Raw genomic sequence first — 12519 nt, 5'->3', positions numbered from 1 at the left:
GTTGAGATGAATCATTTAGTTTTGAGTCAGTCGCAGCATAATGCCCAATATTGGTACGCCAAATTGGAGTTAGGTTTTAAATGTGATCAAAAACGCACCGTTTTGCATCATCGCAAACATTTTGGACCTGTTCGGGTGCAAAAAATGCTGTGGCCTGAAAAAACAGGCGTGTGCCATGCCATTATTGTACATCCACCTGCGGGCATTGCAGGGGGCGATCACTTAAGTTTTCAAATTGATGCTGAGCAGTATGCTCATGCCGTGGTTACAACGCCCGGTGCAGGAAAATGGTACAAAAGTAATGGTAAGCCTGCCTTTCAGCATATTCATATTCATGTCAAAAATCATGCGATATTGGAGTGGTTGCCACAGGAAACCATGCTCTTTAATGGTGCAAATGCCAACTCTGAAACGATTGTTCATTTAGATCAGACCGCAAGTTTTATCGGTTGGGATCTGTTGGTCTTGGGGCGTCAGGCACAACAAGAAAAATTTGAGCAGGGGCGTTATCAAAATCATTTTAAACTTTATCGAAATCAAACACTTTTAGTTGCAGATTCACTGAATTTTGTGGGGAATGATCGTTGGTTGAGTTCTTGTTTAGGTATGAATGGTTGCGCTGTGATGGGCAGTTTTTGGGCTATACCTCCTGAGAAATTTCGCTCAAATCTATATTTGGATGAACACATTGATTTGATCCGAGAGTTGATTATGCGGATGAATACGCCTGTGACGTTGACCATTTTAGGTGATGTCATTTGTGCACGTTATTTAGGACAGGATGTTAGACAATGTCATGATGCTTTTGCAGCGATTCGGGCAAGACTTAGACGTTATTGGTTTGATTTAGAGGAAGAATTTCCAAGAATTTGGCGGACTTAGTTTGTTAAATATGATTTATTTTTTAGATGGTAATGTGAAGAATATCTCGATAAACTGATTAAAAATACAGCCATAAAAAGATAAGTTAATGAAAATATTAATATTATTTTGTTGTTTAATGCCTTTGTTCTGTTATGCGATGCCTGAAAATGACATTTTCGAAATCAAGCAAGATATGTCAAAAAATCCGATATTTATAAATAATTTAGAACGATGTCCAGCGGATACATCACCCAATAAAAAAGCCAAGCTCTTACAAAACGATACTGCTTTGGCTGCATATTGTCAGAAAAACACTTTAGCATGCTATAAAAAATGTGAGCATGATCAAGGGCATGCTTGTTATTTTACAGCATTGAATTTACAGCAAGCGCATCAAGCACAATCTGCTGAGCAATTATTTCAAAGAGGCTGTGAATTAGGTGTCGCATCGGCATGTACCAATCGAGCAGCGGGTGTAATGACGTTTATGGACACATTAAGCTTAGAGCGAAAACAATGTATTACAAGGACATTTGAAAAATCATGCCGTTGGAATGATCCTTGGGGCTGCACAATGTATGCAGCTGAGTTAATTAAGAATGATAACTCGAAAGAAACCTATGATAAAGCGTTAGATGCACTGATTATGAGTTGTGTTTATGGCAAGTCAGATCCTGCCTGTACACAGGGCTTAGAACTCAAGCGCTATATTTTAGATCATCGTGATTAGAAAAATGAGCACGATTTTTGCATGAATTAGAAAAACAGGAAAATGTTATGGAACTTAATCCCACAGAAAAAGACAAATTATTGATTTTTACCGCAGGTTTGGTGGCAGAGCGTCGCAAGGCTCGCGGTTTAAAACTCAATTATCCTGAAGCGATTGCATTTATTTCTGCGGCATTGTTGGAAGGCGCACGTGATGGGATGACAGTCAGTGAACTTATGCATTACGGCACCACACTACTCACACAAGATGATGTGATGGATGGCGTGGCAGACATGATTGCTGAAGTGCAGGTCGAAGCCACTTTTCCTGATGGTTCAAAGTTGGTGACTGTTCATCAACCCATTCTGTAATAAGGAGCAACGCATGATTCCCGGTGAAGTCATTACCCCTGAAGCAGAGATTGAACTCAATGTGGGACGCAAAACCTTAAGTATCAATGTGGCAAATATGGGAGATCGTCCGATTCAAGTCGGTTCGCATTTTCATTTTTATGAAGCCAATGATGCTTTGCAGTTTGACCGCGAGCAAACCAAAGGTTATCGCCTCAATATTGCGGCAGGGACAGCCATTCGTTTTGAGCCGGGGCAAAGTCGTCGTATTGAATTGGTGGCATTGGCAGGCAAGCGTGAAGTGTATGGTTTTGCAGGACGAGTCATGGGAAAACTTGATGATGTGTCAGGTACATAATTTAAAACATCCACGAAATTAAGGTATTCAACCATGAAAATATCACGTCGTGCTTATGCAGAAATGTTTGGTCCTACGGTTGGAGATCGTGTCCGTTTAGCTGATACCGAATTATTTATACAAGTAGAACAAGACCTGACCACCTACGGTGAAGAAGTTAAATTTGGAGGTGGCAAGGTCATCCGTGATGGCATGGGACAGTCACAACTTTTGGCAGATGACGTTGCAGATACCGTCATTACCAATGCGTTGATTGTGGATTGGTGGGGCATTATCAAAGCCGATATCGGTCTGAAAAATGGGCGAATTTGGAAGATTGGCAAGGCAGGTAATCCTGACATTCAACCGAATATTAGCATTCCTTTGGGCGCGGCAACCGAAGTCATTGCAGGTGAAGGGCAGATTTTGACCGCAGGGGCAATTGATACCCATATCCATTGGATTTGCCCGCAACAAGTGGAAACCGCATTGATGGCAGGAACCACAACCATGATTGGTGGCGGAACAGGTCCTGCGGCAGGGACATCAGCAACTACGGTTACTCCAGGTCCTTGGCATGTTGCCACTATGTTACAAGCGATTGATGATTTGCCGATGAATATTGGGCTGTTGGGTAAAGGGAATCTGAGTCAACCTGAACCGATTGCAGAACAAATTAAAGCAGGTGTGGTCGGACTTAAACTGCATGAAGATTGGGGCTCGACACCTGCAGCGATTGATAATTGTTTGAGTGTTGCAGATGAATATGATGTGCAAGTGGCGATTCATACCGACACTTTAAATGAAAGTGGTTTTTTGGAAGAAACGCTTGCTGCATTTAAAAATAGAACCATTCACACCTATCATACTGAGGGTGCAGGTGGTGGGCATGCACCTGATATTTTAAAAGCGATTGGTCAGGACAATGTATTGCCATCTTCAACCAATCCAACCCGTCCTTATACGGTCAATACCATTGATGAACATTTGGATATGCTCATGGTTTGTCACCATTTAGACCCTGCCATTGCCGAAGATGTGGCTTTTGCTGAAAGTCGAATCCGCCGTGAAACCATTGCCGCAGAAGATATTTTACAAGACTTAGGTGCAATTTCGATGATGTCATCGGATTCGCAAGCGATGGGTCGGGTTGGTGAGGTGATCATTCGGACGTGGCAAACCGCCCATAAAATGAAAGTGCAGCGTGGTGCATTGCAAGGGGATTCACCGCATTGTGATAATCAACGGGTGAAGCGTTATATCGCTAAATATACGATTAATCCTGCCATTACGCATGGTTTAAGCCATGAAGTCGGTTCGGTTGAAGAAGGAAAATTGGCAGACTTGGTGTTATGGAAGCCTGCATTTTTTGGCGTTAAACCGTCCATGATCATTAAAGGTGGCATGATTGCAGCCGCACCGATGGGCGATATTAATGCGTCGATCCCAACGCCTCAACCTGTGCATTATCGTCCGATGTTTGGGGCTTTTCCGCGTGGTGTACATAACACCTGTATTACTTTTCTTTCACAAGTGGCAATTGATGCAGGTGTGGCAGAAAAATTACAGCTTAAAAAGATTATTTCCCCATCAAAAAATACGCGAAAAATCACCAAAAAGGACATGAAGCACAATAGCTATTGCCCTGTGATGGAGGTTCATCCTGAAACTTATGAAGTGAAAGCCGATGGCGTACATTTGACCTGTGAACCTGCCGAAGTGTTACCGATGGCACAGCGCTATTTTTTATTTTAAGGGACGGGTTTGATGGCAATTTATTTGATTCGACATGCAGAAAGTGTGGGAAATGTTGATGGTCAAACAGAATCACATGCAAGTATTGCATTGACTGAGTTGGGGCATTTACAAGCACGACAGCTTTTAGCACAGTTGCCGAAGGCTGATCATGTCATTATTTCACCCTTTTTAAGAACTTTACAAACAGCTCAACCCTTGCTTGATCGGGATCAATTAAGCGCTGAAATTTTACCAATTGAAGAATTTTCTTATCTTTCCGATGTGAAATGCAAAGGTACAACTTTATCACAGCGTAAACCGTGGGTAGATGCTTATTGGCAGTTGGCGGATGTGGACTATGTTGATGCCTCGGATGCTGAATCTTTTCGAGATTTATATCAAAGAGTTGAAGCTTTATTCACATTTCTTGATCGAGAACAACAACGTTATTTAGATCAAAACTTGATGGTGTTTAGTCATGGTCAATTTTTACAGTTATTTAAAATGTTAATGACTGAACCGCAGGCAGTTTCAGCCGAATTAATGCAAGCATTTCGCCACAATATGTTGCATCAACCCATTAAAAATACAGAATTTTTTATTTATAAGTAGGATGCTGATGAAAATATTTACCCAACGATTGGAGCAGACGGAAACTGAAGAGGCATTTGAAACGGTTGCTCTGACTTTCGACACTCGTCAAAAAAGTCGTTTTCGTGCCACTTTGGACAATGGCGATGATATTGGCGTGGATTTACCACGTACAGGTATTTTAAGAAGTGGCGCATTGATTGCCACTGAACAAGGCGAGATTTTAAAGGTCAATGCCAAAGCGGAACATTTGATGCAAGTCACAGCAAAGACAGAGTTTGAGCTGTTAAAAGCTGCATATCACTTGGGTAATCGGCATGTGCCACTGATGTTGACACCGACCGCTTTGTATTTTGAGCCTGATCATGTGCTTGCGGAAATGGTGCAGGGCTTAGGCTTGGCTGTCATAGAGGTTCATCATCCCTTTGAGCCTGAAAGTGGTGCTTATGCGCAGCATGCACACAGTCATGAACGTTTATCGAAAGCAGAAAGTCATCGTTTAAGTCCGATCAAGTCTTTACACCATGTCCATTAATGCCGCGCAACTGCTCAAGCTTTTAACACTCTCTTCAACCGCTTTGCCTGTGGGCGCTTATTGTTATTCACAAGGTGTGGAAAGTGCGATTGAAAAAGGCTTGATCTATGATGAAAACAGCAGCAAAGCCTATTTTGAAGATGTTTTGGAAATGCTGTTGCTTCGTTTTGAGCTACCTATTTTGCAACGCTTAATGCAGCATTTTTCACAGGAAAATGAATTTTTATATTGGGCACATTTATATCGGGCGAGTCGTGAAAGTAAGGAACTCTTGGCTGAGTCACAACAGTTGGCATTTTCCTTAAATGCATGGATCAAAGATGTTCTTTTGCTTGATGTCACGGTGAAAAAACAGTTTGGTTTTGTGCCTGTTTATGCACAGCTTTGTGGTCGTTTGGGCTTAAACGAGGCGGATGTTTTAACTGCTTATAGTTTTTCTGTTTTAGAAAATCAGGTTTTGGCTGCGGTTAAAACCATCCCATTGGGTCAAATGAGCGGTCAACGGATTTTATGGCATTTGCATGGCTTGGTTCCTGCTGCGGTAGAGAAAGCAATGGCACTACAGGATGATGAAATGAGCAGTAGTTTGCCACAGTACGCCATGCTCAGTATGCAACATGAAACGCAATATTCAAGATTATTCCGTTCTTAAATCAACAACATTTAACTTTAGTATTCACACAAAATAAAGGAAAAAATCATGTCAGAACGTAGTCCATTACGTGTTGGAATTGGTGGTCCTGTCGGATCAGGTAAAACGGCATTGACCTTAAATTTATGTCGTGCATTACGTGATAAATATAATATGGCAGTGGTCACCAATGATATTTATACCAAAGAAGATTCTAACTTTTTAACCCGCAATGAAGCCATGTCACCTGATCGTATTGTGGGGGTGGAAACAGGCGGTTGTCCACATACTGCGATTCGTGAGGATGCTTCAATTAACCTTGCTGCAATTGATGATTTATGTGAAAAGTTTGAGGGTTTGGAGCTGATTATCATTGAAAGCGGTGGCGATAATTTAGCTGCAACCTTTAGCCCTGAGCTATCCGATTTAACCCTTTATGTGATTGATGTTGCAGGGGGTGAAAAGATTCCTCGTAAAGGTGGACCGGGCATTACCAAGTCAGATTTATTGATTATTAACAAGACAGACTTAGCGCCAATGGTGGGTGCAAATCTTGAGGTGATGGATCAGGATGCAAAACGCATGCGTGGTGATAAACCTTTTATTTTTTCCAATATGAAAACTGAAGATGGTTTAGCTGAAATTATTTTATTTATTGAAAAACAAGGTTTATTTAAAGCTTGAGGAGCGATGAAAATGACAAAATTTGGGCAAAAAAGTATTTTATTTTTCTTATCCTTGAGTCCTGTTTTTGCCATGGCACATCCCGGGCATGATCAAACTCACTCAGGTTTTGCAGCAGGATTTACACACCCATTCACAGGGCTTGACCATATGATGATGGCGATTGCTTTGGGGGTTTTGTTTTATTCGGCTGCTAAAAAATGGAATGCGATCGGCATGATCAGTATGGTCTTGGCTTTGGCCGTTGGTTTTATAATAGGGGCAGCACATTGGATACCTGAAGCATTTGCAGAATATGGCATTGTGGCTTCGCTGATGGTGGTTGCGATTGCATTATGGTCGAAGTCAAACATGATTTTACCTGTGGCAACGGCGATGTTGGTTACTTTTCATGGCATTGCGCATGGTGCTGAACTGGGTGGTGCAGGGCATGTCGTAGGCTTGGTTGCAGGTATGGTGGTGGCAATGTCACTGATTTATGCTGTGGGTTTACTGTTAGGGAAAGTGATTACTGACTACGTGCCTTATGGTAAAAAAATCGTGGGTGTTTTTGCAGCAGTTGTTGCCTTTATTGCTTTGGCTTAATGTGTAGAACATTTCAAAAAATCCTGTATGAAAATATGGGGTTTTTTGTACCTGATTATTTTATATAAAAATACTCAACATACTGAAATTACTCATTATTACTGAGCCATATATGGCATAAGAGAAGGAAATTTCAATATTCATTTTCTATCAACCATTGTTTGTTTTTGACTTTTGTAAGCGTTTTATACCATTTGATTAAAGTTAGATAATATAATTAAAAGTTTGCACAGACTCGAAATATATTGAAAGGTTTAAATTGCTTTGCGTAGTCGATGCCTCACTTTTGAAGTGATGAGGAATATATTCCGCAAGGTGACAAAAATCCTTTATTGGACAAAGGGGATATCCATATCACCCTTGTCCAATGGCGACATCCCTGTCGCCTCACAATAGCATCACCCTGTTTAAATCAATTGATGCTGAAAAACAAAAGCGACTAAGCTATATAAAGTTAATTTAACAGATTGGTATTATTTTAGAACGCCAAAAATAAGGCTTCACATGAAGCCTTAAATTTAACCAAACTATTTTTATTTTAGTTTTATTATTTTTCCATAGTTTTACACAATGAACAGATCACGCCATTATGTTGATGTGAATACATAATATCAGGACGTTCATAATTTTCATGACATGACACACAATGATAAACCGTCGCAACAGGTGTACCTTCAGCATCATAACGTGGTTCTTTAATGCCATCATTTTCAGACTTGATGTAGTATTTTCCTTGGGTGATCAAGCCCATCACAGGAGTCAGTACAAATGCCACAACCAAGGCAATCAATGGAGAGTAGGCAGCAAGGAAATCCCCAAACAAGCCAAAGAATGCAGCAATGGACAGACCTGCAGCCGCAAGGAATGAAACCATTCCAACAGGGTTAACGTTATACAACATGTCACGACGATACTCAGGCTCTTTCGGTGACAGCTTAAGAACATATTTATTGATGGCAATATCCGTTGCAACCACAACTACCCAAGCAATGGCAAAGTTAGAATAGAAACCTAAAATTTTACCTAAGACCGCAAACATGTTGCCTTCCATCAATGCAAGGGCAATGACAAGATTGACAATGACAAAAACGATGCGTCCCGGATAATGTTTACTGATGCGAGTATACGCACTCGTCCAAGCCAAAGAACCCGAATAAGCATTGGTGACATTAATTTTAATTTGTGAAATCACCACTAAAATCACGGCTAAAGACAGCGCCAACCAACCCGGTAACATATCATGGAAAGCTGCATTGAACTGTTGTACAGGCTCAGTTGCATTGACACCCGGAATTTTTGTCAGTAAATAAAAACCTAAAAATGCACCAATGATTTGTTTAATTGCACCCAAAATGACCCAACCCGGACCTGCTGAAATCACCGCAATCCACCAAGATTTACTGTTTTCTTTGGTTTTTGCAGGCATAAAGCGCAAATAATCAATTTGTTCACCAATTTGCATAATCAACGACAAACAAATCCCTGCACCCAACATAATCGCTGCCATGTCCATAGGCGCATAACCGCTTGTGCCTGTATAGGTGGTAAAAGAGCTGACCAAACTCGGTTCTTTATGAATTAAATATGCCACAGGTCCAATCATCAAAATTAACCAAATCGGCGTGGTCCATACTTGTAATTTACTTAGTGCTTTCATGCCATAAATCACAAGGGGAATGACCATAACCGTGGAAATCAGATAACCTGCCCAAAGTGGAATACCAAGCCCAAGCAGTAAACCTTGCGCCATGATTGAACCTTCAAGCGCAAAGAAAATAAAGGTAAAACTTGCAAAAATAATACTCGTCAATACTGAACCAATGTAGCCAAAACCTGCACCACGAGTAATCAAATCTAAATCAATATTGTAGCGAGCGGCATAATAAGCAAGCGGAATACCTGTCAGGAAAATAATGATCGCAGCGAAGATGATCGACATAACCGCATTGGTTGTGCCGTACGTCATGCCAATACTCGCCCCAATCGAGAAATCAGCCAAATAAGCAATACCGCCTAATGCAGTAATTGCAACAACTTTAGGACTCCAACGACGAAAACTATGTGGTGCATAACGTAATGTGTAGTCTTCTAGTGTTTCATTTGCAGCTGAGGAAGTGGCTTTATCCTCAAAAGTATCTGTTGTGGATGGGTTATGCATCGCAAACACTCCTAAATTTTAATTTTGTGTTTGTCAGATGTTTTGCAAAATAGATGCCAAATTTATAAAACAACTTGAATAGATTTTAATTGCTTGATTTTTTTGATAAATAATAGTTTTTTTTGTGTTTAAGTTTACACAATAGACAAAATTTAAAAGAAAAGATAATTTAAAAATATGACTTATAGTGTTGCACAGTGAATTATTTTTGAGCACTTTACAATTATAAATAATCACTTTTACATACAACAATGCCGCTACAAATATCTGGAGTTATTGTCGCGGCATTATGAGCATAAGAGTGAACGTCTAAACTTTTATTTGAGTGTAGCAGTTTTCGTATTTATTTTTGCGTCAGATTCTGTTTTTAATAAACCTGTGTGTTTATCTACAGATGGTTGTTGGGTAGATACATGGTGTGTTTTTGCTTGGTGCGATACATGGTGTGTTGGTGTTGCTGCCATGGCTGAGCTTGCAAAAACGATGCTCGTAAATGTTGCCAATAGGACTGATGTAACTTTTTTCATGATGTTCTCTCTTCTAAATCATTCGAATGTCGGAATGGATTCGATAGAGATATATTGAGACTTTTCGATGAAAAAATAATGGAGCTTATGTTGATGACAAATAGCAGTATTGAAATAAAGAATCATAAAATCTAAGTATTATCGTAAATCTATAAAATTTTTAAGAAAAATTTAATTTTAATCAGACTTATGAACCTTCAAAAGTTATTTTTATTTCGATATTTTGTTAAATAACAATGTAGATAAATATTCGATTAGATAGGCAATGATACAACCAATAAAACAGTAGGCAATGCGTAATAGTGCTCCATCTACAGTACGATGACCAACATCATAAATAGTGACAATTAGGAAACTAGATAAAGCAATTCCTGTATAAGTACTTGATTTAAATAGCACACAAATTGTTGTTGTGATAAAAATGCCCAAGATTAAAAATAGGTATTCTAGATTTACGTTATAGCTATGAATGAAAGAAGAATGATCCATTGCTAACCAGATTAGGATACCTACAGCTGAGCCAATAAAGTTTCCAACTAGTTGATTTAAATTTAATTTTTTATTGAGGTCAATTTGTAGTGTTAAGAAGGCAGTTAGAGAAGCCCATAAAAAGAAATTTGTATCTTTGTTACTATCAAAGCACAATGCTAGCAGAACAATAATGACAGCACATGCTAATATTTTAAAAATATATAAGGCATTAGAATAAGGATTTTGATTCATATTTACATCCAAAATCATCAATAAGCATATTTGAAAAGGGCTGAATTATAAATGGGTCTAACTTGAATGAAACTTAAATCACTCAATATTTTTATTCAATAAAAACTCCGCACGAAGCGGAGTTTTTAATTCAAAATCGAAATCGAAAAAATTAACCTTTGCTCATTTCTTCAAGTTCTTCCCAGCGTTCCATTTTTTCAAGCAATTCATCATCAATTTCCGTTAAGCGATTTGATAATTTCATGGCTTTGGCATTGTCAGAAACAAACAGTGAACCATCTGCAAGTTGTGCATTAATTTCAGCTTGCTCTTTTTCCAATGCTTCCATTTCAGCGGGAAGTTGCTCTAAAGCACGTTGGTCTTTATAGCTTAACTTTACTTTTTTCGGTTGCGTAGTTTGCGTTGCTGCTTCAGCTTTTGCTGCGGCTTTTTTCACTGCACTCTTTTGATCCACAACGGTTTGATCAGGACGCTGTTCAAGATAATCCTGATAACCACCGATGTATTCATCAATATTGCCTTTACCATCAAAGACCCAGGTCGAGGTCACGACATTGTCCATAAAGGCACGGTCATGCGAGATCAAGAGCAATGTGCCTTTATAACCACCGAGCATTTCTTCGAGTAGCTCAAGTGTCACCATATCCAAGTCATTGGTCGGTTCGTCCATGACAATCAGGTTGGATGGTTTAAGTAAAAGCTTAGCCAAAAGAATACGGTTACGTTCACCACCTGACAGCGCTTTTACAGGTGTGCGGGCACGTTCAGGTGAGAATAAAAAGTCTTGTAAATAACTATAGATATGACGACGTGAACCATTTACATCCACATGGTCAGAACCTTCTGATACGTTATCTTTGACTGATTTTTCCAAGTCAAGCGCATTACGGAGTTGGTCAAAATAGGCAACTTCAAGCTGTGTCCCTGTTTTAACATTCCCTGTATGTTCTTGCTCACCTAAAATGGCTTTGATTAGGGTGGTTTTACCCACACCATTATCACCGACTAAGCCAATACGATCACCACGCAAGACCAAGGTTGAGAAATCTTTGATGATCGGTGCATTATCGCCAAAAGTAACGCTGAGATTTTCAATCTCAAAGACCACTTTACCTGAGCGGTTGGCATCCTGAGTTGCCATACTCACTTTGCCTTGCTGTGAGCGACGTGCTCTTGATTCTTCACGTAATGCTTTTAAGGCACGGACACGACCTTCATTACGGGTACGACGTGCTTTAATACCTTGACGAATCCAGACTTCTTCTTCGGCAAGCTTTTTATCGAACAGCGCATTTGCCTTTTCCTCGGCTTCCATTTGCTGTTCTTTTAGCTCTAAATAACGTGAATAGTTACCTTCATAACTACGCAAAGTTCCACGATCCAACTCAACAATACGTGTTGCAATACTGTCAACAAATGAACGGTCATGCGAAATAAACAGTAAAGTTAAATTGTTTTGATCCAATAAAAATTTTTCTAACCATTCGATACTTTCAACGTCCAAATGGTTGGTTGGTTCGTCTAGTAACAACACATCAGGCTGAGTCAGTAAAGCACGTGCCAAAAGTACACGACGTTTACGACCACCCGATAAATCAGCTAAGTCTGCTTCAGGGTCTAAACCCATTTTGCTCAAAATTGCATTGACTTTGGTTTCAAGTGACCAACCATCAAGTTGATCCATTTTATGTTGTAAATTGCCCATGCGTTCACAGGCTTCCATATCACCAAGTACACAAGCATCGCTCGCTTCATGATATGCTTTTAAGACTGAAGCAGCTTCGCCTGCACCGTCAGCAACGATGTCAGCAACTTTGCCAGAGTCCATTGGAACGTCCTGCGCAAGCATGGAAATGGTGATGCCATTTTGTAGTGAAACCTCACCTGCATCAGGTAATAAACTTCCCTCAATCAGTTTAAGTAAAGTAGACTTACCTTCACCGTTACGACCAATCAAACAGACTCGTTCGCCACGTTCTAAATTGAAGTTTGCGCCATCGAGCAGGGCTGGTCCACCAAACGCAAGTTGGACATCCCTTAAAGTAATATAGGCCATAGTGTTTCCTAAACATCCCAAATGAGGACTTA

The 12519-nt window shown here is 40.0% G+C and carries 14 protein-coding genes; 10 read left to right on the top strand and 4 right to left on the bottom strand.

Annotated features, from left to right (window positions below; genetic code table 11):
• The first annotated feature begins 6 nt into the window (after nt 1-6).
• From HX124_RS06875 to HX124_RS06830, 10 genes are all read left to right on the top strand, one after another.
• Nucleotides 7-882: an urease accessory protein UreD gene (locus HX124_RS06875; protein ID WP_286382764.1), complete on the top strand. Its 876-nt coding sequence runs from the start codon at nt 7-9 to the stop codon at nt 880-882.
• Between the two features lie 88 nt (nt 883-970).
• On the top strand, nt 971-1594 hold the full coding sequence (locus tag HX124_RS06870; protein ID WP_286382763.1) for a hypothetical protein: 624 nt from the start codon (nt 971-973) through the stop codon (nt 1592-1594).
• Between the two features lie 47 nt (nt 1595-1641).
• Entirely contained in the window at nt 1642-1944 is a 303-nt protein-coding gene (gene ureA / locus HX124_RS06865) for an urease subunit gamma (RefSeq protein ID WP_130072125.1), read from the top strand.
• Between the two features lie 13 nt (nt 1945-1957).
• Nucleotides 1958-2281 (top strand): urease subunit beta, encoded by a 324-nt coding sequence (locus tag HX124_RS06860; RefSeq protein WP_107006819.1) that lies wholly within the window; start codon nt 1958-1960, stop codon nt 2279-2281.
• Between the two features lie 33 nt (nt 2282-2314).
• The gene (gene ureC, locus HX124_RS06855; protein ID WP_286382762.1) at nt 2315-4015 is read left to right on the top strand and encodes an urease subunit alpha; all 1701 of its coding nucleotides are present in this window, start codon (nt 2315-2317) and stop codon (nt 4013-4015) included.
• Between the two features lie 12 nt (nt 4016-4027).
• Entirely contained in the window at nt 4028-4609 is a 582-nt protein-coding gene (locus HX124_RS06850; RefSeq protein ID WP_286382761.1) for a histidine phosphatase family protein, read from the top strand.
• A gap of 7 nt (nt 4610-4616) precedes the next feature.
• On the top strand, nt 4617-5123 hold the full coding sequence (gene ureE, locus HX124_RS06845; RefSeq protein WP_286382760.1) for an urease accessory protein UreE: 507 nt from the start codon (nt 4617-4619) through the stop codon (nt 5121-5123).
• Nucleotides 5113-5775, top strand: a complete 663-nt coding sequence (locus HX124_RS06840; protein ID WP_286375961.1) for an urease accessory protein UreF — start codon at nt 5113-5115, stop codon at nt 5773-5775. Before ureE ends, HX124_RS06840 begins: the two co-directional genes overlap by 11 nt.
• A 48-nt stretch (nt 5776-5823) precedes the next feature.
• Nucleotides 5824-6438 carry an urease accessory protein UreG gene (gene ureG / locus HX124_RS06835; protein WP_286382759.1) on the top strand — a complete coding sequence of 205 codons (615 nt, stop codon included), beginning with the start codon at nt 5824-5826 and terminating at the stop codon, nt 6436-6438.
• 12 nt (nt 6439-6450) lie between these two features.
• Nucleotides 6451-7023 (top strand): HupE/UreJ family protein, encoded by a 573-nt coding sequence (locus HX124_RS06830; RefSeq protein WP_286382758.1) that lies wholly within the window; start codon nt 6451-6453, stop codon nt 7021-7023.
• Between the two features lie 547 nt (nt 7024-7570).
• On the opposite strand, the gene HX124_RS06825 is transcribed toward HX124_RS06830, so the two are convergent.
• The 4 genes from HX124_RS06825 to HX124_RS06810 all read right to left on the bottom strand — a co-directional run bounded on the left by HX124_RS06825 (nt 7571) and on the right by HX124_RS06810 (nt 12487).
• On the bottom strand, nt 7571-9181 hold the full coding sequence (locus tag HX124_RS06825; protein WP_286382757.1) for a purine-cytosine permease family protein: 1611 nt from the start codon (nt 9179-9181) through the stop codon (nt 7571-7573).
• Nucleotides 9182-9498: 317 nt separating this feature from the next.
• On the bottom strand, nt 9499-9708 hold the full coding sequence (locus HX124_RS06820) for a hypothetical protein (RefSeq protein ID WP_286382756.1): 210 nt from the start codon (nt 9706-9708) through the stop codon (nt 9499-9501).
• 210 nt (nt 9709-9918) lie between these two features.
• Nucleotides 9919-10431: an FUSC family protein gene (locus HX124_RS06815; RefSeq protein ID WP_286382755.1), complete on the bottom strand. Its 513-nt coding sequence runs from the start codon at nt 10429-10431 to the stop codon at nt 9919-9921.
• Between the two features lie 151 nt (nt 10432-10582).
• On the bottom strand, nt 10583-12487 hold the full coding sequence (locus tag HX124_RS06810) for an ATP-binding cassette domain-containing protein (RefSeq protein WP_286382754.1): 1905 nt from the start codon (nt 12485-12487) through the stop codon (nt 10583-10585).
• Nucleotides 12488-12519 lie beyond the last annotated feature (32 nt).

Origin of the sequence: Acinetobacter sp. 226-1, assembly GCF_030329325.1 — a bacterium.
GTDB lineage: Bacteria > Pseudomonadota > Gammaproteobacteria > Pseudomonadales > Moraxellaceae > Acinetobacter > Acinetobacter sichuanensis.
This window is presented reverse-complemented; position numbering and strand designations above follow the sequence as displayed.

Coding starts and splice junctions, on each gene's coding strand:
- HX124_RS06875 (WP_286382764.1), top strand. CDS start 7: ATGAATCATTTAGTTTTGAGTCAGTCGCAGCATAATGCCCAATATTGG.
- HX124_RS06870 (WP_286382763.1), top strand. CDS start 971: ATGAAAATATTAATATTATTTTGTTGTTTAATGCCTTTGTTCTGTTAT.
- ureA (WP_130072125.1), top strand. CDS start 1,642: ATGGAACTTAATCCCACAGAAAAAGACAAATTATTGATTTTTACCGCA.
- HX124_RS06860 (WP_107006819.1), top strand. CDS start 1,958: ATGATTCCCGGTGAAGTCATTACCCCTGAAGCAGAGATTGAACTCAAT.
- ureC (WP_286382762.1), top strand. CDS start 2,315: ATGAAAATATCACGTCGTGCTTATGCAGAAATGTTTGGTCCTACGGTT.
- HX124_RS06850 (WP_286382761.1), top strand. CDS start 4,028: ATGGCAATTTATTTGATTCGACATGCAGAAAGTGTGGGAAATGTTGAT.
- ureE (WP_286382760.1), top strand. CDS start 4,617: ATGAAAATATTTACCCAACGATTGGAGCAGACGGAAACTGAAGAGGCA.
- HX124_RS06840 (WP_286375961.1), top strand. CDS start 5,113: ATGTCCATTAATGCCGCGCAACTGCTCAAGCTTTTAACACTCTCTTCA.
- ureG (WP_286382759.1), top strand. CDS start 5,824: ATGTCAGAACGTAGTCCATTACGTGTTGGAATTGGTGGTCCTGTCGGA.
- HX124_RS06830 (WP_286382758.1), top strand. CDS start 6,451: ATGACAAAATTTGGGCAAAAAAGTATTTTATTTTTCTTATCCTTGAGT.
- HX124_RS06825 (WP_286382757.1), bottom strand. CDS start 9,181: ATGCATAACCCATCCACAACAGATACTTTTGAGGATAAAGCCACTTCC.
- HX124_RS06820 (WP_286382756.1), bottom strand. CDS start 9,708: ATGAAAAAAGTTACATCAGTCCTATTGGCAACATTTACGAGCATCGTT.
- HX124_RS06815 (WP_286382755.1), bottom strand. CDS start 10,431: ATGAATCAAAATCCTTATTCTAATGCCTTATATATTTTTAAAATATTA.
- HX124_RS06810 (WP_286382754.1), bottom strand. CDS start 12,487: ATGGCCTATATTACTTTAAGGGATGTCCAACTTGCGTTTGGTGGACCA.